General features: G+C 63.5%; 19 protein-coding genes. 8 read left to right on the top strand and 11 right to left on the bottom strand.

Annotation, left to right across the window (positions count from 1 at the left end; genetic code table 11):
- Nucleotides 1-3: 3 nt before the first annotated feature.
- From LQK83_RS13330 to LQK83_RS13340, 3 genes are read right to left on the bottom strand one after another with little or no spacing between them, the layout of a single operon-like run.
- A complete protein-coding gene (locus LQK83_RS13330; protein ID WP_230837887.1) occupies nt 4-546 on the bottom strand; it encodes an AAA family ATPase in 543 nt (180 codons plus the stop codon).
- 11 nt (nt 547-557) lie between these two features.
- Nucleotides 558-1,955, bottom strand: coding sequence for a sensor histidine kinase (locus tag LQK83_RS13335; protein WP_230837888.1), 1,398 nt, complete (start codon nt 1,953-1,955; stop codon nt 558-560).
- 2 nt (nt 1,956-1,957) lie between these two features.
- A complete protein-coding gene (locus tag LQK83_RS13340) occupies nt 1,958-2,623 on the bottom strand; it encodes a response regulator (protein ID WP_230837889.1) in 666 nt (221 codons plus the stop codon).
- 281 nt (nt 2,624-2,904) lie between these two features.
- On the opposite strand from LQK83_RS13340, the gene LQK83_RS13345 reads away from it, so the two are divergent.
- Nucleotides 2,905-3,216 carry a transglutaminase-like cysteine peptidase gene (locus tag LQK83_RS13345; RefSeq protein ID WP_230837890.1) on the top strand — a complete coding sequence of 104 codons (312 nt, stop codon included), beginning with the start codon at nt 2,905-2,907 and terminating at the stop codon, nt 3,214-3,216.
- A 374-nt stretch (nt 3,217-3,590) separates the two neighbouring features.
- The gene (locus LQK83_RS13350) at nt 3,591-4,316 is read left to right on the top strand and encodes a hypothetical protein (protein ID WP_230837891.1); all 726 of its coding nucleotides are present in this window, start codon (nt 3,591-3,593) and stop codon (nt 4,314-4,316) included.
- 23 nt (nt 4,317-4,339) lie between these two features.
- Here the strand turns inward: LQK83_RS13350 and LQK83_RS13355 are convergent, their stop codons facing one another.
- The 6 genes from LQK83_RS13355 to LQK83_RS13380 all read right to left on the bottom strand — a co-directional run bounded on the left by LQK83_RS13355 (nt 4,340) and on the right by LQK83_RS13380 (nt 11,332).
- Nucleotides 4,340-4,966, bottom strand: a complete 627-nt coding sequence (locus LQK83_RS13355; RefSeq protein ID WP_230837892.1) for a hypothetical protein — start codon at nt 4,964-4,966, stop codon at nt 4,340-4,342.
- Between the two features lie 50 nt (nt 4,967-5,016).
- On the bottom strand, nt 5,017-6,072 hold the full coding sequence (locus LQK83_RS13360; protein ID WP_230837893.1) for a YjbE family putative metal transport protein: 1,056 nt from the start codon (nt 6,070-6,072) through the stop codon (nt 5,017-5,019).
- 45 nt (nt 6,073-6,117) lie between these two features.
- Nucleotides 6,118-7,050 carry a protease modulator HflC gene (gene hflC / locus LQK83_RS13365; protein ID WP_230837894.1) on the bottom strand — a complete coding sequence of 311 codons (933 nt, stop codon included), beginning with the start codon at nt 7,048-7,050 and terminating at the stop codon, nt 6,118-6,120.
- Nucleotides 7,047-8,150, bottom strand: a complete 1,104-nt coding sequence (hflK, locus tag LQK83_RS13370; protein WP_230837895.1) for an FtsH protease activity modulator HflK — start codon at nt 8,148-8,150, stop codon at nt 7,047-7,049. Before hflK ends, hflC begins: the two co-directional genes overlap by 4 nt.
- Nucleotides 8,151-8,256: 106 nt before the next feature.
- Entirely contained in the window at nt 8,257-9,567 is a 1,311-nt protein-coding gene (locus LQK83_RS13375) for an ABC transporter ATP-binding protein (protein ID WP_230837896.1), read from the bottom strand.
- Nucleotides 9,568-9,598: 31 nt separating this feature from the next.
- Nucleotides 9,599-11,332: an ABC transporter permease gene (locus tag LQK83_RS13380; RefSeq protein WP_230837897.1), complete on the bottom strand. Its 1,734-nt coding sequence runs from the start codon at nt 11,330-11,332 to the stop codon at nt 9,599-9,601.
- Between the two features lie 257 nt (nt 11,333-11,589).
- Between LQK83_RS13380 and LQK83_RS13385 the strand changes: the two genes are divergently transcribed.
- The 5 genes from LQK83_RS13385 to LQK83_RS13405 all read left to right on the top strand — a co-directional run bounded on the left by LQK83_RS13385 (nt 11,590) and on the right by LQK83_RS13405 (nt 16,104).
- Complete coding sequence (locus LQK83_RS13385; protein ID WP_230837898.1) at nt 11,590-12,672, top strand: sensor histidine kinase; 1,083 nt, start codon at nt 11,590-11,592, stop codon at nt 12,670-12,672.
- A complete protein-coding gene (locus LQK83_RS13390; protein WP_230837899.1) occupies nt 12,669-13,325 on the top strand; it encodes a response regulator transcription factor in 657 nt (218 codons plus the stop codon). The genes LQK83_RS13385 and LQK83_RS13390 overlap by 4 nt, the downstream gene beginning before the upstream one ends.
- Nucleotides 13,326-13,448: 123 nt before the next feature.
- Complete coding sequence (locus tag LQK83_RS13395; protein ID WP_230837900.1) at nt 13,449-14,399, top strand: aliphatic sulfonate ABC transporter substrate-binding protein; 951 nt, start codon at nt 13,449-13,451, stop codon at nt 14,397-14,399.
- 75 nt (nt 14,400-14,474) lie between these two features.
- Nucleotides 14,475-15,254, top strand: coding sequence for an ABC transporter permease subunit (locus LQK83_RS13400; protein ID WP_230837901.1), 780 nt, complete (start codon nt 14,475-14,477; stop codon nt 15,252-15,254).
- A 25-nt stretch (nt 15,255-15,279) separates the two neighbouring features.
- The gene (locus tag LQK83_RS13405) at nt 15,280-16,104 is read left to right on the top strand and encodes an ATP-binding cassette domain-containing protein (RefSeq protein ID WP_230837902.1); all 825 of its coding nucleotides are present in this window, start codon (nt 15,280-15,282) and stop codon (nt 16,102-16,104) included.
- A gap of 103 nt (nt 16,105-16,207) precedes the next feature.
- Here the strand turns inward: LQK83_RS13405 and ssuD are convergent, their stop codons facing one another.
- Nucleotides 16,208-17,383 carry an FMNH2-dependent alkanesulfonate monooxygenase gene (gene ssuD / locus LQK83_RS13410; RefSeq protein ID WP_230837903.1) on the bottom strand — a complete coding sequence of 392 codons (1,176 nt, stop codon included), beginning with the start codon at nt 17,381-17,383 and terminating at the stop codon, nt 16,208-16,210.
- Between the two features lie 123 nt (nt 17,384-17,506).
- Nucleotides 17,507-18,958 carry an FAD/NAD(P)-binding protein gene (locus tag LQK83_RS13415; RefSeq protein WP_230837940.1) on the bottom strand — a complete coding sequence of 484 codons (1,452 nt, stop codon included), beginning with the start codon at nt 18,956-18,958 and terminating at the stop codon, nt 17,507-17,509.
- A 326-nt stretch (nt 18,959-19,284) separates the two neighbouring features.
- Here LQK83_RS13415 and LQK83_RS13420 point away from each other — a divergent pair, with 326 nt between their 5' ends.
- A complete protein-coding gene (locus LQK83_RS13420; RefSeq protein WP_230837904.1) occupies nt 19,285-19,635 on the top strand; it encodes an antitoxin Xre/MbcA/ParS toxin-binding domain-containing protein in 351 nt (116 codons plus the stop codon).
- The last annotated feature ends 3 nt before the right edge of the window (nt 19,636-19,638 follow it).

Raw genomic sequence — 19,638 nt, forward strand, 5'->3', positions numbered from 1 at the left:
CGTTCAGGAATCCACCGCCCCGGGCAGTTGCTGAAGGAGAAAATCCGCTCGCTCCGAAACGGAAACCTTGGGCAGGATGACCGCCTCATAACCCAGCTTCGGCAGGAGCGCTGAAATTCGCTCGTATTCGGCAATGGCATCCGCAAGGTCATGCTTTCGCTCGGCATCGTTTTCATAGATCTCCGGCCATGGCGGCGTCAGAAAGACCTGGCTGTGATAGCGATGGGTGGCCAGCAGGTCTTCCCGGAGCGGCTCGCCGGTTGCATGCCGAAGGGCGGCAACGGCGTCCACAAGGCCCCGGTCGAAAAACGTCCAGCCGCCCCCTTGCGAGGCGGCCGCATGGTCCTCGATGGACAGCGCAATTGCACGCTGCGCAAAGGCCGCCAGGTTGACCCAGGGCAAGGCGTCGCCCCTGCTCTCCAGCTCCTCCCTTACGATCCGCCGCCCTGGTTCCTCGACGACCGAAAACCCGCGCGCGGCCAGCTCCGCCAGAAGCGTCGACTTCCCGCCACCGGAGCAACCCGTTATCAAGATACGCCGATTCATTCTCATTTCCCTCACTCCGCGACCGGCAATCGCACCGCCACCGACAGCCCGCCCATCTCCGATGTCCCTAAGGTCACTGTCCCCCCTGCCCCTTCGACAACCTCGCGCACGATCGCCAGTCCCAGCCCGCTGCCCTCGGCCTGCGTGCCCATGATGCGGTAGAACCGTTCGAAGACGTGTTCACGCTCCGCCTCAGCAATGCCCGGACCGCTGTCGTCGGCGCTCAGCACCACCGCGCCCTCCTCGCGTCCCACCCGCACGGTCACCTCGCCGCCTGCCGGCGTGTAGCGGAGCGCATTGTCAACGAGGTTGACGACCATTTCGCGCAGCATGGTGCCGTCGCCGGTGACCGGTGCCTCCCCCTCGGCTTCGAGCCCGAGATCGATGCCGCGCTTCAGCGCGGTTTCGGCCTGGGCCTCCAGAACGAGGCGGGCGACTTGCGCCATGTTTATGCGGTCGGCACGGGGCGCGCGGCTGCCGGGTTCGGCGCGGGTCAAGGTCAGTAGCTGTTCGGCCAGGCGCGAAGCCTGCCGGGTGGAGCGGGTGAGTGCATTCAGCGCATCGCTGCGACGCTCTCCATCGGTCTCGCGGGCGGCGACGCTCGCCTGCGTGGTCAGCAGCGTCAGCGGCGTGCGCAGCTGATGCGCGGCATTGGCGACGAAGCGGCGCTGCGCCGCCATCTGACGCTGGACGCGGGCCATGTAATCGTTGAGGGCGTGGACCAGCGGGCGCAATTCCGTCTGCACGCTGGCTGGATCGAAGGGCTCCAGCCGCTCGCGCCGGCTGGCGATGACTGCCTCGCGCAACCGCATGAGGGGCGCGAGACCGCGGCGCAGGCCGAGCAACGTGACGACGCCGGCGACGATAACGAGCACGAACTGGTTGAGGAAATCCGACATCCAGAGGCGGCGCGTGAGATCGGTTTCCCCATTCAGCGTGACGGCGACAGTGACACTGATCATGCCGTCCTTTTCAAGACCGATGACGGGATGATCGATGGCAAGCGCCCGGACGGTCTCGTTGCGGAAACGCATCGTGCTGCCCTCTCCCAGAGCGGGCGGCGCCTCGAGTTCACCATAGCCGGCAATCACCGTGCCCCAGGCGGTCCGCACGCTGTAATAGGCGCGATCGCCATAGCCGTTGGCGAAGTTTTCCAGCGCTGCGGGTGGGATGTCGACGGTGACATTGCCGCGCTCGTCCGTGCGCACGGCCTCGGCGATCATGCGGGCCGAGCCCATGAGCGTGTTGTCGGTAACGATGCTGGCAATCTGTGCCGCCTGCCGCATGCTGAAAAAGATGTTGAGCGCGAGCACACCGAGCAGGGTCAGGAGAACCCAGACAAGGAGCTGCGCATAGAGGCTTTCGCGGATATAACGAAGCAAGCCCGCGGGGTGCGTCAGGCCTTCCATCTCTAAAGCGCCCGCAGCATGTAGCCGAGCCCGCGCAGCGTTGCGATCTGCACGCCGCTGCCCTCGATCTTCTTGCGCACACGGTGGACATAGATCTCGATGGCGCTCGGATCCGGCTCGGCGTCGAAGCCGAAAACGCTTTCATGCAGCGACGCCTTCGTGACGGTCGTGCCGGATTTCATGACGAGATATTCCAGCACCGAATGTTCGCGCGGCGTCAGCTGAAGCGGCTCGCCCCTGAGCGTGAATTGCTTGCTCGCGCTGTCGAGCGCTAGATCGGCAATGACGATTTCCGGGCTTGCCAGATCGTGGCCGCGGCGGATGACGGCGCGCAGGCGCGCTTCCAGTTCTGCAAGCTCGAAGGGCTTGGCGAGATAGTCATCCGCGCCGGAATCGAGCCCGGCCACGCGCCCGTCGAGCGAGGCATTGGCGGTCAGGATGATGACCGGTGTGCGATTGCCCTTGCGGCGGATGCGTTTCAGAACCGTCATGCCGTCCACATGCGGCAGCGACAGATCGAGCACGATGGCGGCATATTCGCCGAGTGCGATCAGATGCTCGGCCTCTTCGCCATCATGGGCGACCTCGACGGTGTAGCGCGCCTGCACCAGCGCGCGGGCAAGCCAATCGGCAAGCTCATGATTATCTTCAACGATCAACAGTCGCATGATGCATTTCTTGGTTCTCGCACGGCGCCTCCCGCACACTGCCTGAGGCGCCGCCCCCTCCGTTTTTTCTGAAGGCGAGGCTAGCATGTCCGGCAGCGTGAGGCGAGCGACTTGGCCGCGGGCGTCCGCATCCGCCCCGTTTTGAAACAAAACCTCCAGATCGTTCAAATTTTATCATGTTGCTTGAACGGTCCTCAAGCTCTTGCGGGTAGTCTCGCACTCAACAGCGAAACCTTCATCGCAAAAGAGATGTGAACCGAAGCATCCAGGACGGGGCCACCATGCTGAAGTCTTTTCTGATTGCATTTTCGACAATCGCGGTCGTCATGTTTTCGGCCTCCAGCGAAGCGAACGCCTTCGGGCTTGCCTCTGCCGCGCGCGACATGGCGCCCAGGCACAGCGACGCGCGGACGCTGCATTTCCAGATTTTCTGCCTGCACAATCCCGGCGACTGCCGCCGCAGCCGCCTCTCCTCCGTCGCCTATCACGCCCATATCCGGCATCTCCTCGCCAAGGTGAACGATCAGGTCAACCGCCAGATCAAGCCGCGCGAAGACAAGGGGCCGGACGTGTGGACAATCTCCGGCATTTGATCCTCCCACGCGAAAACCTGCAATATGAGGGGTGTAAGGGTCTGCGCCCGGTCCCCTCACCCCAAGGTCCGCCGGTGCCGACGCTTTCTCCCGACCTTCTTTAAAGGCTGGCTGCTGTTTTTTAGTGATCTGCAGTTGAAAGTGGTTTTCCCCTTGCTGGCTCTTGCGCTGGCTTTGTGACTGGCGGGCGCCTGCTTTTTGCCTGTATCCTGATCCGCTTACGGCTTTCCCCGGGGCCTTCGAAGGGCTATGCATTCGAACGCAGGTGCGAGATCGCGTTCGGCGCGATGTCTCCTTGTGTCAGCGCAATCCTGAACCGCAACCGGTTCCCGCTTTGGCTGAATTATCCCAGCATCGCCACGACAGGCTCCTTCATGCCCGCGACAGATACGACAAACCAGGACCATCACCGACTTCCCCATACACAGGCCCTCGACTTCTGGCTGGCGCGTTGCGCCATCTTCGTCATCGCCATGCTGCAATTACTGCTGGTCAACGATTTCGCCCTGTGGTCGCGATGGCTGGCTCCTGCGGTGGAACTTCTCCTGCTGGTTCCGCTCTCGGTTGCCACGGCATGGGCCCAGAACAAGGCCAAACATGCCTCCACCGAGGCGCATTTTCATCTGATTGCGCATGGACGGCGGCTCATCCGGCGCGCGGCGCTCGGTTTGACCATTCTGGTCACCCTCATGAATTTCGTCGCGCTCTATTTCCTGATCAAGGCGCTCATGACCGGCCATGCCGGCTCGGCGCAGACCCTGCTGGTTGACGCGGTGAACATCTGGTGCACGAATATCATCGCGTTTGCGCTCTGGTTCTGGAGCATCGATCGTGGCGGCCCAGCCAGCCGCGGCGTGACGACGAAGCAGCATCCCGACTTCCTGTTTCCGCAAATGTCGATGACGGATCCGCTTTATCGGAGCTGGTCGCCGGGTTTCGTGGATTATCTCTTCGTCGCCTTCACCAATGCGACGGCCTTTTCCCCGACCGACACGATGCCGCTGTCGCCGCGGGCCAAGCTCCTGACCATGGCCGAAGCTGCCGTCTCGCTGCTGACGCTGGCGCTGGTGGCGGCGCGGGCGGTGAATATTCTGGCGTGACGCGCTGCGCCTGAACCGCGGCGTCAGAACACCATTTCGGTGGCGCCGAGCGCCGCCAGAAGTACACCGGCGACATAGCCGGAATAGGTGCCCAGCCAACGGACGCCCCGCCGGCCCACATGCACGCCGAGGCTCAGCGTCGCGAGGCTGGCAATGAAGTTCAGCAGGCCGAGCAGAACGATATCGATGTGGAGCATGCCGGCGCCGACACCATTGGGAATGTTGTTCAAGGTAAGCCCCAGCGACAGCGTGAGCAGTTCCGAGAGCGTCATGCGGCTGCCCGAGGATACTGCCGTGTCTGCCGGCATGGCTGCGGCGGATGTCGAACCGGCATCCGCGTCTTCATAGACCGGCTCTGGCTTCGTCTTTTCCTGGTAGATGATCCACAGGCCGACGAGAAGCATGATCGCCCCGCCGATCATGCTTTCTATATTGTCGGGGATAATCTGGGTGAGCGCCTTGCCGGCGGCGGCCGAGGCGATCGTGCCGGCGGTCGTCACTGTCGCCACCACAAGATTGTCGCGCGGTCGCAAGCCGATCCGGCGAAACCCCATCGAGGTTCCGATGGCGATATTGTCCAGATTGCTCGACAGCGAGACAGCCGAGGCCATGGACAGCATTTTCAGGTTGATGGCGGTAAATATCGTCATTGTTCTTGTTTCAAATCTTCGCGGATTGCTACGCCCGGCCGGATCATGCCCTAACCCTGATTGGCCGGGGCCATGGCAATCGCGATCACCAGAACTGCGCCGACCATCGCGAAAAGAGCCAGAAGACCGATCAGCACGACCTTGTCCGACGGTCCCGCCGACGAGCTGGCTGGCGGCTCGAAAATGACGACGGGTTCCTGAGGTTCGGCTGCGATGGCGTCAACCGGCGGCGTCTCTGGCCGGACATGTCCGACAACAGCCGGCTCCGGAACGGCGGCCTGCGGCGCGATCGGGGCCGGGACCGATATCGGCACAGCGACAGGCGCGGCGGGAATGGCGGGAATGGGGTGTGCCTCGCGCATCAACCTCGGCATGCTGAGGTTCAGCTGTGGGAATGGCGGCGCGCGGTATCGCCCGGTGATCGCGCCTTCTGCGACGACAAAGATCGCCATGCCCAGCGGCGCGAAGAGGCCCAGCGCCTCGACATGGGCATGAACCCAGTCCGACCAGAGCGCATCGTTGACAATCAGGCTTCCCGAAACCCATCCGAGAAGGGCCGAACCGATAGTGACGACTTCCGGATATTGCGCGATAGCCTCCGTGAGCAGAAAACTGCCGAAGAAGACGAAGGGCACGGAAAGCACGAGACCGAGAACGAGATAGACGAAATTGCCGTCCGAGATCGCCGAGATGGCGACGACATTGTCGAGGCTCATGATCGTGTCGGCCAGCAGGATGAACAGGGCGGCGCCCATGAAATCCACGTCGCTTTCGAGATCCGGCTCGCCCTCGAGATTTTCCGATGCGCCGGCCGCGCCGAGCGCCTGGGCATTCGCCTTCAGGTTGATCGCAAACAGCGCCAGCATGATGCCCCCCAGCGCCTTCAGCAGCGGCACGGCCATCAGCACATTGGCGACCACGGCGAGCAGCACGCGCAGGATGACGGCGCCGATGGCCCCGACCGCGATGGCGCGGGGCACCAGCCGGCGCGGCAACAGGCAGCAGGCCGCGGCGATGATGACCGCATTGTCGCCCGCCAGCAGGATATCGGTGAAGAAAATCTGCAGGCTGATGCCGAGCCAGGACAGGTCACTGCTGAATTCCACGTCGATTGTCCTTCTCGAAATAGCGTTCGCCACCGCCGGCGGACGTTATCCTTTGGGTGTCTGGTTCAGCGGGCCGGCGCCGGGTACGGTCGCGGGCGGGCTCTGCGTTGCCACCGCCGGCGGACCGTTTTTCAGCGTTTTCAGAAAGTCCGGTGTAGCCGACAGAAGCAGGATCGGCGAGGCTTCCGAGAGCGTCTGCCCATAGGTCTGCAGCGCGCGGTAATAGGCGTAGAAGGCGCTGTCGCTGTCATGTGCGTCGCCCATCAGCGTCGATGCGGTCGCATCGGCATCGCCGCGAATGACCTTGGCCCGCTCCTGCGCCTCGGCCATGATGACGGTGCTTTGCCTGTCCGCCTTCGCCTGGATTTCCTGCGCCCATTCGAAGCCTTGCGCGCGCAGTTCCATCGCCTCGCGCTGGCGCTCGGATTTCATGCGGTCATAGATGGCGGCGCTGGTTTCCTTGGGCAGATCGGCGCGCAGAATGCGCACGTCGGCGACTTCGATGCCGAGCGACTTGCTCTGGTCGATCACTTCGTTGCGCACGGCGTCGATCACCGCGTCGCGCTTCTGCGTCAGCAGGTCGATCAGCTTGACGCGGCCCAGCTCGCGGCGCACGGCCGAGCTCACGATTTCGCCCAGGCGCATCCGGCCCTGATCGACCGTGCCGACCGCCTGATAGAAGGCCAGCGGGTCGCTGATCCTGAAGCGTGTATAGGTGCCGGCCTCGATGCGCTTCTGATCGCCCAGAATGACCTCTTCGGAGGGTGGCTCGAGCGAAATCAGACGCTTGTCGAAAAATATCAGCGTGTCGACCAGCGGGATCTTGAAATAGAGCCCCGGATCGTCGCGCCGCACCAGCGGCTTGCCGAGCCGCACGACCAGCGCGGTCTCGCTTTGCTGAACCGTATAGGCGGATGCGGCAAGCCCCCAGAGGCCGATCCCCGCGACGACGACGGGAAGGATTTTCGCGTATCTCATTTGCGTGCTCCCGCAGCCGCGTCGTTGGCGGGAACGGTCTGTCCGTTCACGAATGCCGATGGCGTACCCGGCGGCGTCTTGGTGTTTGCCGCATCGAGCACCGGCAGATAGGGGACGATGCCGCCGCCCTTTTCCGACAGATCGACGATCACGCGGCTGGAGCGCCGGAGCATCTGATCGACGCTTTCCATGTAAAGCCGGCGGGCGGTCACATCCTTGTGCTGCTCGTAGGCGGCGGCAATCGCCTTGAAACTCTCGGCCTCGCCCTTGGCCAGATCGATGGTCTGGTCGCGATAGGCCTCGGCCTGCTGGATGATGTGGGAGGCTTCGCCCCGCGCCCGCGGGATCACGTCATTGGCATAGGCGTCGGCTTCGTTGCGGGCGCGCTCCTGGTCGGCGCGGGCCCGCTGGACATCGTTGAACGCGTCGATCACGGCAGAGGGCGGATCGATACGAAGCAGCTGCACCTGCGTCACCTCGATGCCGACCCGATAGCGATCGAGAAGACGTTGCAGAACGAGGGTCGTGTCGTCGGCGATCTGCTGGCGCTTGTCGGACAAGGCCGACTGAATGGGATTTTCGCCGATCACTTCGCGCAATGCGCTTTCGGCTGCCACCTTCAACGTGCCTTCGGGATCGACGACATTGAACAGATAGTCGCCAGCGTCCCGGATTCTCCAGAAGACGACGCAGTCCGCTTCGACGATGTTTTCGTCACCGGTCAGCATCTGCGCCAGTTCGCGCGATTCCCGCGAGCGGCCGGACAGAACCAGTTCGTTGATCTGCGTCGTCTTCGGCAGCGCCACCGCTTCGATCGGATAGGGCCAATGATAGTGAATGCCGGGATTGTCCGTGCGCACCCATTTGCCGAATTGCAGGACGACGCCCTGCTGATCCGGCTGGACCCGGTAGAAGCCGCTTCCCGCCCAGACGAGCGCAAGCACTCCGAGCGACAGAAGGGCGCTGCGCCAGCCGAGATGTGGCAGCCGCATCATTTCCAGAAACTGCCCCCGCGCAAGGGGCGTGAGACTGCCCGCTTCCGCTTCGTTTGGCTGAGCCTGCCGGCTCTCGCCGGACGTCGCGATGCTGTCTTCCACCATCGTTCCCCATGAATGCAGCGTCTTGTTTTTCTTATGCCGACGCCCGCCTGTCACAAGACATAGCGGGCGCCGTATCGCAGGCAATTGGACACATCACCGCAGCCGGTTATTGTGGGTTTTCCAGGCTGAACAGTTCCGAGTTTTCGTCATAGGCAAAAAGCTCGGCATAGCGTGACCAGGAGACGATCGCCTTCAGCGTGTCGTCGGCATAGGATTCCGTCATGTAGTCTTCCAGCTCGCTGCGGAAGCGTTCGGCCGGCGCCGTATGGCTCGGGCGTTCGTCGAGCACGCGACGAATGAGGCCGACGGCCGGGACATAGGTCAGGAGATGCTCGGCAAACAGCTTCTTGCGGGCGTCCGTCGCCATATGCGCGAAGGTCTTGCCGGCCTCCGTCAGCACGATGTCGCCTTCGCTGAGATGGGCGAAACGCAACAGCTGCAAGGCCTCGCCGATATGGAAGAGCTCATCGGCCTCCATGTGCAGCAGGCCGGCAATCACCGGCAGGTCGGCCTTGCCGTGATAGGGCTCGCCGGCCAGCGCCTCGATGAGACCGGAGAGGATGTTGGTCGAGACCGGCTCCAGAACCATGCCCATGCCGGTGCCGGGAATCCCTTCCATGGCCACCGTCTTCGGCTCGGCGCGCTGCGTCATCAGCGCATAGATATTGTCGACCAGCTGGCGGAAGGCCGGATCGAGGCGGTTGCGCGGATGCGGCAGATCGACCTTGATCTCGCGCGCCACGCGGCCGGGATTGGATGAAAACACCAGGATCCGGTCGCACATCAGCACCGCCTCCTCGATGTTATGCGTCACGATCAGCACGGACTTGATGGGCATGCGCCCTTCGATCCAGAGATCGATCATGTCGGTGCGCAGCGTTTCGGCCGTCAGTACGTCGAGCGCCGAGAAGGGCTCGTCCATCAGGAGAAGATCGGGATGGACGACGAGGGCGCGGGCGAAGCCGACGCGCTGGCGCATGCCGCCGGACAGTTCCTTGGGGAAGGCGTTTTCGAAACCGTCGAGACCGATGAGGTCGATGGCGTCGAGCGCCAGCTTGCGACGTTCGGCGCGATCGACGCCCTTGGCCTCAAGGCCCAGTTCCACATTCTGCAGCACCGTCAGCCAGGGGAACAGGGCGAAGGACTGGAACACCATGGAAATGCCGCTCGGCGGACCGTCGATGGCATCGCCCCGGCACAGCGCAATGCCGGACGAGGGCGAAATCAGCCCGGCGATGATGCGCAGCAGCGTCGACTTGCCGGAGCCGGAGCGGCCGAGCAGACCGACGATCTCGCCTTCTTTGATGGTCAGATCGACATTTTCAAGCACGACGACATCCTTGCCGCTCGGCTTGGGAAAGGACCGGCAGACCTCCTGGATATCGATAAGCGGGGCCTTGGACATTTGATCGAGCATGGAAACTACTCCTCAGGAATTCGCTTGGTGGTCAGCCCAGGCGCAGCCGCCGTTCGCCAAAGGCGTAGAGCGGCCGCCAGAGCAGGCGGTTGAACAGGGTGACGAAGACGCACATGACGACGATGCCGAGGACGACGCGGGGGTAATCGCCCGCCGTGGTCGCCTGTGCGATGTAGGAGCCGAGGCCGGGCGTGACGAGCTGCGTGTTCCCCCAGCTGGCGACTTCGGCCACGATGCTGGCATTCCACGAGCCGCCCGAAGCCGTGATGGCGCCGGTGACGTAATAGGGGAAGATGCCGGGCAGGATCACCTTGACCCACCAGCGCCAGCCCTGGATGTGGAAGCTGCGGGCCGCTTCCTTGAGGTCGCTCGGGAAGGCTGCGGTGCCGGCAATCACGTTGAACAGGATATACCACTGTGTGCCGAGGATCATCAGCGGGCTCAGCCAGATATCGGCGTTCAGCCCGAAATGCACGATCAGCACGACAAAGGCCGGAAAGGCGATATTGGCCGGGAAGGCCGCCAGGAACTGGGCGAGCGGCTGCACCTTTTCCGACAGCGACGGCCGCAGGCCGATCCATACGCCGACCGGCACCCAGATCAGCGTGGCGATGGCCATCAGCACGACGACGCGCAGCAGCGTGATGAAGCCGTCAACGACAGCCGTACCCACATCGCTCCAGCCGATGCTCACCTTGAGATAGTTGAAGCTCAGATAGCTTGCCCAGGCGGCCAGGGCGATGACCAGCGTCAACCAGATCCAGTCGATGGCGCGCGAGGCCGCCTGCGTCGTCCGGCGCGAGCCGAGTTTCGGCAGGGTCGGCAGACGGAAGGTCCAGACGAGCCGGAACAGCCACTGGAACGGCGCGACGATAAGGCGGGTCATGCGGGCGCGGCGGAAAAGATCGAGCACCCAGGATGTCGGCTCGACGCCCGAGGATGTGGTTTCGAAGCGGAACTTGTCGGCCCAGGCAACCAGCGGACGGAACAGGAACTGGTCGTAGATGATGATGACGACCAGCATGGTTACGACGGCATAGGCGATCGCCAAGAGGTTCTGCTCCTTGATGGCGAGCGCCACATAGGAGCCGACGCCCGGCAGGGTGATGGTCGTGTCGCCCACAGTGATCGCTTCGGACGCCACCACGAAGAACCAGCCGCCTGACATGGACATCATCGTGTTCCAGACGAGGCCCGGCATGGCGAAGGGCACATCGAGGCGCCAGAAACGCTGCCAGCCGGAAAGCTGAAAGCTTTTCGCCACTTCCTCCAGATCCTTCGGCTGGTTGCGCATCGACTGATACATGCTGAAGGTCATGTTCCAGGCCTGGCTGGTGAAGATGGCGAAGACCGAGGCCAACTCCGCCCCCATGACGCTGCCGGGGAAGAGATTGAGGAAGAAGGTGACGGTGAAGGTCAGGAAGCCCAGGATCGGCACCGACTGCAGAATGTCGAGGATCGGGATCAGAACCATTTCCGCGCGCCGGCTTTTGGCGGCAAGCGACGCGTAGATCAGCGTGAAGATCAGCGAAAAGACGATGGCCGTCAGCATGCGCAGCATGGTGCGCAGGGCATAGATCGGCAGATGCGACGGATCGAGCGACAGCGGCGTCGTGTCAAGCGTCGACAGCGGCGCGGTCGCCGCCTCGCCGCCATAGATGACGAGCACGATCAGCCCGACAACGAGCAGAAGGGCAAGCAGGTCCCACAGACTTGGCAGCAGGGTGCGCCGGACGGCGAGGGGTGCGGATCTCTGATGCGTCATGGTGAAAACCCTGTTCGCGTGAGTCATGAATGGAAGGATGGAGCGAAAGACCTGTTTCCAGTCCTTCGCGCATGCCACACCTATAGTTCGGCAGTTTCAGCCGGGCCATGATGCAAGAGGTCAGGGACGCAGGCTTTTCGGCTATCTGGAATATACGTTGGTATAGATGGGGAGAAACCGGTTGCCGGTTGGCCCCGAAAGGAAAATAGCTTTACGATCCGCCAATCGGCATCCGCAAAAGGTGAAAAGACGTTTCGATGAGCCGCAGCGACGCAGGCAGACCGCCCCTCCGCCAACGCAACCGGCCAAGACTGAGGGCCGCCGCCATTCTGTTCCTGCTGGTGAGCGTGTTCGTTGCCGACACGATCACCAGTTTCGAAATCGCCATGGCGGTCTTCTATATCGTCGTCATCGTTCTGGCGGTCGGCTACGTGTCCACCCGCGTGGTCATCGCGCTGGCGGGCGTGTGCGTCTTCCTGACCGTGCTCAGTCTGCTGATGTCGCAGCACGGCTCCTTCCAGACAGGCTTGATGAATTGCACCATCAGCATCGCTGCCATCGCCACCACGACCTTCCTCGTTCTGAAGACGGTGGCGGCGCAAGCGGCAGCCTTCGAGGCGCAGGCGCAGATGGTGCGGATGGCGCGCCTCACCAGCCTGGGCGCACTGACGGCCTCCATCGCCCATGAGGTCAACCAGCCGCTCGCCGCCATCGCGACAAGCGGCGATGCCTGCCGGCGCTGGCTCGACCGCGATCCGCCCAATATCGACAAGGCGCGACAGGCGGTCGAACGGATCGTCTACGACGCCAACCGCGCCAGCGACGTGATCAAGCGCGTGAGAAGCCTTGCCCGAAGTGGGCCGCCGCGTATGCAGGTGCTGGATATCAACGCGACGATCGGCGAAGCCGTGATGATCGCACAGGACGAGCTGGACAAGAACAGCGTCAGCCTGCATCTGCGCCTGACGGAAGATCTGCCCGCCATCTCCGGCGATAAGGTGCAGATCCTGCAGGTGCTCGGAAACCTGATCGGCAACGCCATTGATGCGATGCGCGATCAGCCGAGCTTCAAGAGGGAACTGGAGATTGCAACCATGCGCGACGATCAAGACCGGATCGCCATCACGGTGACGGATGCGGGCATCGGCATGAAGCCGGCCGCACTCGACCATCTCTTCGAGGCCTTCTGGACAACCAAGGAAGACGGAATGGGCATTGGCCTTTCGATCAGCCGCTCCATCGTCGAGGCCCATGGCGGCCAGATCGCGGTAAGTTCGGCCCCGCGCATGGGCGCGACCTTCCGCATCAGCCTGCCCATCAGGACGGGAGCTGGTGCATGACGGCCGCCAACCCCGCCTGCGACAACAAGAAGGCCATCGTCTATATCATCGACGACGACCAGTCTGTGCGCGACGCGCTGGAAGACCTCCTCGCCTCGGTGGATCTGAACGTGAAGGCCTTCGGCTCGACCCAGGCCTTTCTCGAGCACGGGCTCGTTGAGGCCCCGGCCTGTCTGGTCCTCGACATCCGCATGCCCGGCCAGAGCGGGCTCGATTTCCAGCGCGAGATGGCGAGGCTGGGGATTGAGGTGCCGGTCATCTTCATCACCGGCCATGGCGATATCGAGATGTCGGTGCGTGCCATGAAGGAAGGCGCAATCGAGTTCCTGACCAAGCCGTTCCGTGATCAGGACCTGCTCGATGCCATCCATCGCGGTATCCGGATCGACATGCAGCGTCGCGCCGAGACAGGTGCCGCCGCCCAGCTTCGCAGGCTCTGGTCCGATCTGTCGCCCGGCGAGCAGGATGTCATGCGGCTTGTCGTGCAGGGCCTGCTCAACAAGCAGATCGCTGCAGAACTTGGCGTCAGCGAGATCACGGTCAAGGTCCGGCGCGGCCAGGTCATGCGAAAGATGCAGGCGAAAACGCTCGCCGACCTGATCCGCATCGCCGATCGGCTGGAGGGGGATACAAAGCCGCCTTTGTCGGGTTGAGCGCACAAAACGAAAAGTTCGGCTCGCCTCCGCTCGCAAATTAGAATACTTTATCTCTATAAACCTAGTAGACATATATAGGCTCTTCTCATCGGCATATCCCATGCTCAACGAGAGGATCCCATGTTGAAACTGACGCGACGCACTCTGGCAGGCTTGATTGCCGGCGCAGGCCTTCTGGCCGCCACCGGCTTGTCGGCGGCCGAACTTACCGAACTCAAGATCGGCTATCAGAAGACCAATCTTCCGGTCATCGCGCGCCAGCAGCAGGTGATCGAAAAGGCTCTGCCGAAGGGCGTGACGGTCAAGTGGGTCGAATTCAGCGCCGGTCCGCCGCTCGTTGAGGCGCTGAATGCCGGCTCTGTCGATCTCGGCTGGACGGGCGATGCGCCGCCGATCTTCGGGCAGGCTGCGGGTGCGGCCATCGTCTATGTCGCGGCGCTTCCCTCCAATGGCGCGGGCGAGGCCATCTTCGTCAAACCGGAATCGAGCGTCAAATCGGTGGCCGAGCTGAAGGGCAAGAAGGTCGGCGTCGGCAAGGGCACAAGCGCGCATAACCTGCTTGTCGCCGCGCTCGAAAAGGCGGGCCTGACGCTCTCCGACATCACGCCCGTCTATCTTGCGCCGCCGGATGCGGCAGCGGCCTTTGCCAGCGACAAGATCGACGCCTGGGCGGTCTGGGATCCTTTCTTTGCTGTCGCGGAAACGCGTTACAAGCCGCGTGTTCTCGCCACGACCGACAAGACGCTCGACGTGAAGACCTACTTCCTCGGCAATCGCGACTTCGTCGCCGCTCATCCCGATACGGTCAAGCTGACCATCGCCGCTCTGGGCGAAGCGGCCAAATGGGCGGACACGCATCGCGATCAGGTTGCCCAGGCGCTGCACGACGTCACGGGCGTGCCGCTGGAGGCGCAGACGCTCGCCGCCAACCGCTCGCAATTCGGCATCGAGCCGATTACGCCCCAGATCATTGCCACCCAGCAGCAGACGGCCGACCGCTTCTTCAAGCTCGGTCTCCTGCCCAGGCAGATCGTCGTCAAGGACGCCGTCTGGTCGCAAGCCGGGCTCTGATCATCCATCTGTGAACGGTTGCAGGCAGGCCCGAACCGGCCCGCCTGCAAAGGCCATCCCCCGAAAGGAGCTGCGATGCGCAAGTCTCTGCAATCCGTCGGACACGACGTCATCGGCTGGCTTCTGCCGGCCGCCATTCTGCTGCTCTGGGAGCTGGCGGCGCGGACGGGCCTCATCTCGGCCGATGTCCTGCCGGCACCCTCTGCCGTGCTTTCGGCCTTCTGGCGACTGCTGCTCTCCGGCGAACTCCCGCACAACATCGCCATCAGCACGGTCCGCGCGCTGGCCGGCTTCGCCATCGGCGGCGCGATCGGCCTCTTCTTCGGCCTCCTGAACGGGCTTTCGGGCATGGCCCGCAACGTCACCGACACGACGCTGCAGATGGTGCGCAACATCCCGCATCTGGCGCTCATCCCGCTGGTCATCCTGTGGTTCGGCATTGACGAGGAGGCGAAGCTTTTCCTCGTCGCGCTCGGCGTCTTCTTCCCGATCTATGTCAACACGCTGCTCGGCATCCAGAATTGCGATCCGCAGCTCATCGAAATGGGCCGCGTCTACGGCATGTCGCGCACGGCGCTTTTCCTGCGCGTCATCCTGCCCGGCGCCCTGCCCTCGATGTTCACCGGGTTGCGCTATGCGCTCGGCATCATGTGGCTGACGCTGATCGTCGCCGAAACCATCGCAGCCTCCTCCGGCCTTGGCTACATGGCCATGCAGGCGCGCGAGTTCATGCTGCTCGACGTGGTAGTGCTGTCCATTCTGATCTACGCACTGCTGGGCAAGCTCGCCGACAGCCTTGCCCGCTTCCTCGAACGCCAGTGCCTGCAATGGCACCCGGCCTTCCGCACCGCCTGACCGGAAAGATGAAGGAACAGAAGACATGACCGTCCTTGCTTTCGACAAGACTATCAAAATCCAGAGTTCTGATGGGGCGCAGACCCAAGCCCCGCAGGCCCGGACCTCGCAGGTGCCGGCAGCCCCCATCGCCTTTTCGTTTCGCGGCGTGACGCGCAGTTTCGGCGACAAGACCGTGCTGAAGGGCATCGATCTTGATGTGCCAGCGGGGCAGTTCCTCGCCGTCATCGGCAAGAGCGGCTGCGGCAAGAGCACGCTGCTTCGCCTGTTGACCGGTCTTGACCAGCCGAGTTCCGGCGACCTCATCGTCAACAGCGACGGGGAGCATGGCAACCGAACCCGCATCATGTTCCAGGAGCCGCGGCTGTTGCCATGGAACAGGGTCGGTCGCAATGTCGAAGTCGGCCTCACCGGGATCGCAAAGGGCGAAGAGGCGCGCGCCAAGTCGCTCGGCATGCTGGAGGAGGTCGGCCTTGCCGACCGGGCCAACGAATGGCCGTCCGTTCTCTCCGGCGGCCAGCGCCAGCGCGTGGCGCTGGCCCGCGCGCTTGTGGCGCATCCCTTCATTCTGGCGCTCGACGAACCGCTCGGCGCGCTCGACGCGCTGACCCGCCTGGAGATGCAGGCCCTTCTGGAGCGCATCTGGCAGCAACAGCGCTTCACCGCCGTTCTGGTCACCCACGACGTGTCCGAAGCCGTGACGCTGGCAGACCGGGTGATCGTCATCGAGGAAGGCCGTATCGCGCTCGATCTCGACATCCCCCTGCCCCGCCCACGCCGCCACGGCTCGGCGGAACTGGCGAGGCTGGAAGGCCTTATTCTGGAGCGGCTGCTCGGCAAGGGCGGCTGAACGGGCGCCGCTCCCGTCATTCGCCAAGCACGCAGAAATGAGAAGGGCGGGGAATTGAATTCCCCGCCCTTCTCATTTGCACGGTCATGATCGCCGGGCTGCCTCAGGAGGCCGCCGCGATCTTCGCCTTGACATTACCGCCATGGCCGCCGCCGCCGAAGATCTGTTCGTCGCCGAAGGAGGAGCGCAGGCGCTTGTGGGGCTTGCCGAGACCGATTTCCGGGAAGAGAAGTTCCGACACGCGGTAGGCCTCTTCGAGATGCGGATAGCCCGAGGCAATCACCGTATCGATGCCGAGCGCCTGATATTCGCGCAGCCGTTCGGCAATCGTCTTCGGCGAACCGACGAGCGCAGTGCCTGCACCGGAACGGACGAGGCCAATGCCTGCCCAGAGATTGGGGGAGACTTCCAGCTTGTCGCGGCGACCGCCATGCAGCGCCACCATGCGGGCCTGACCGACGGAGTCGGAATTCTTGGTCAGCACTTCCTGTGCTGCGGCAATCGTCTCGTCGGAGAGCTTGGAGATCAGGCGGTCTGCTGCTTCCCAGGCCTCTTCGTCCGTCTCGCGAACGATGAAATGCAGACGAATGCCGAAGGTCACCTCGCGGCCGGCCTTTGCGGCGGCCTTGCGCACGGCGGCGATCTTTTCGGCAACCTGTGCCGGCGGCTCGCCCCAGGTCAGATACTTGTCGACGAGACCGACGGAGAAGTCGATGGCGGCATCCGATGACCCGCCGAAATAGACCGGCGGCTTGGGAGCCTGCACCGGCGGCAGGACGAGCTTGGCGTTGTGCGCCTGGATATACCTGCCGTCGAGATGGGCATGGCCGGTTTCGATCAGATCGTTGAAGACCTTGAAGAATTCGGCCGCGTGATCGTAACGCTCGTCATGCGGCAGGAAGATGCCGTCGCCGGCGAGTTCCTGCGCGCTGCCGCCGACAACGATATTGAGCAGCAGGCGGCCGTTCGACACGCGATCGAGCGTCGAGGCGAGACGGGCATAATAGGCCGGCGTTGCCGTGCCGGGGCGGATGGCGACGAGGAATTTCAGCTTCTCCGTCACAGCGGCGAGGTTCGCAGCCAGAACGAAGGATTCTTCGCAGGCCGCACCCACCGGGATCAGCACGCCGGAATAGCCGAGGCGGTCCGAGGCAATGGCGATCTCGCGGAGATAAGCCGGATCGGCCGGGCGCACGAGATCGTCTGAGCCGAGATAGGACCCATCGCCGGAACTCGGAATGAACCAGAGGAAATCGAGAGGTTTGTCGGTGGCTGTCATGATTTAGAGTCTCCCTTGCAGGCCGCTACCGTTGTCAGGCGTCAGGAGCAATGTCGCATACGGGTAAAACCTGTACAGTTTATCTATAATAATTATAGACAATAATGCGGAATAATTTTCTCATCATGCGGACGCGCGCGATGGCGCGGCAGCTGTCTCGTCCGGCGCGGCCCAGGCGGCGAGATCCTCACCGACGCGCGCGGCAATGAAAACGGCATAGTCGCTGACCTGCGGCAGGCCCATCAGCTCGCCGAACGTGCCGCGCGCCAGTGGTCCCGCCACGTAAAGTCCGTCAACGACGCGTCCCCCGGCATCGATCGCGCGGCCATCGCGGGCGCAGAGAATGCCAAGCCCCGTGGGGCAGGCGGTCACTTTGCCCTGCCGGGCGAGGCTTGCCAGAAACGGCTGCGAGGCCAGCACACCGCCATGATCGGGCCCGGTGGTGACGATCACCTTGTCGACATGCCGGCGGACCGTCTGCCGCGACCGCCGCGGCTTCAGCGTCACCCATATCCCTTGCGCATCGGCGCCGGCGGCGGCGACCGAGGCGGCGAGAACCGTCAGCCGGCCGGCCGAAATCGCCCGCTCGACGGCCGCCTCGACCTGCGGCGCGATGCGAAAGCGATGCACGTCCCAGAAGGGGCGCACATGGCGCGCGATCCGCCGCCGCTCCGCCACAGGCAAGCGCTGCCAGATCTCCTGTCCCTGGGCACGGACGGCATCGAGCACACTATGCCATGTCCGCCCTTCCGCCTCCGCTGCGCGCAGCGTCACGCGCACACGGCGCAACAGGTCGGATGCCGTCGCAGCGGGTTGGCTGAGGAAATCGCCAAAGGGTTCCTGCACTTGCGGCGCATGCCCGCGCGAGCGCAGGCCGCGCCGTGAGATCGAGAGGATGTCACCGGTATGTCCACGCGCCTCGAGTGCGGCGATCACGTCGGCCGCGGTAAGACCGTTGCCGACAATCAGGATACGATCCGTATCGCCGACCGAGGCGAGCGCGTCGGGACGTGTGGCGTCGGCAATGAGGTTCGGATCGTTGCGCAATCCGGCGAGCACACCCGGCAGCCCGGGGGCGGGATGGGTCGCCGCCAGAATGACGATATCGGCCTCGATGGACAGGCCATCCGCCGCCGAAACCATCCAGCGCGGGCCCTGTCTTTGAATATTTTCGACCCTCGCGCGGTGATGCCATACGGCGCCACTCGCCAGCCACGGCGCCAGATGGTCGGCGACATAGCGCCCGAAAAGCCCCCGGCGCGGATAGTGCAATCCATCCTCCGCAAGGGCCTCGCCATCGTCCTTCAGTGCATCGGTGCGCTCGATCCAGTCCTGGAAATGGCCCGGAGCATCCGGATAAAGGCTCATGCGGCCTGCCGGCACATTGATCCGATGAACGCTTTCCTCCGTGTCATAGGCGAGCCCCGCGCCCAGCCTTTCGCGCGGCTCGAACACGACGATATCGATAGCGAGGCCCTGCCTGCGGCTTGTGGCGAGGTGCAGGGCAATGGCGCCGCCGGTAAAGCCGCCGCCAACGATGGCGACCGTCAGTCGCGCAGGCTTGCTGGGATGCATCACTTGCCCCTTCTCCTCACTCCCGGCCAGAACACTCGCCCGCCGGGCGCGTTCATGGGCCATGATGGCCACATGATACATAAAATCTACTCAAATAGTAGATCATTGTTTCGAAGCCCTCGGCGACCCGGAGCAATTTTTCCCTTGCGCGGGCTTTTCCGCGAAATCGTCTGCAGCAGCAGGGGGCGGTAAAGGCTTATCTCTGCGCCACCCGTTGAAATCAGCCCTGCCCGCATCTGCTCTCTCCCATGCCGCCAGCAGGTTGAAGCACATCATTTCTGACGCTATATTGCGTCAATGTGATTGTGAAGGAGCGAGGTGAGGGAATGGGACTGGCTCAATATGCCGATGACGGCTTGTTCTCGCCGCGCAAGTTCGCCGAGACGCTGCGCACGACGAGCGAGGAAATCGCGCGCAGTGCCGGGCTCGGCAAGGACGCCGTGCAACGCAAGGAGCGCATTCGCTCCGACCGCACACAGCGCCGCCTGCGCGAGGTCGCCGAAATCATCAACAAGCTGGAGCCGCGCTTCGGCTCGGCGCTGATGGCCTATGCCTGGTATCGCTCCGAGCCCCTGCCCGGCTTTTCCGGCCTGACGGCGATGCAGCTGGTGCGGGATGGCCGTGCCGGCGAGGTGCTGGATTACATCGACGCCGTCGATGCCGGCGTTTACGCCTGATCC

Origin of the sequence: Rhizobium sp. C1 (assembly GCF_021026335.1) — a bacterium.
Classification (GTDB): Bacteria; Pseudomonadota; Alphaproteobacteria; order Rhizobiales; family Rhizobiaceae; genus Ensifer_A.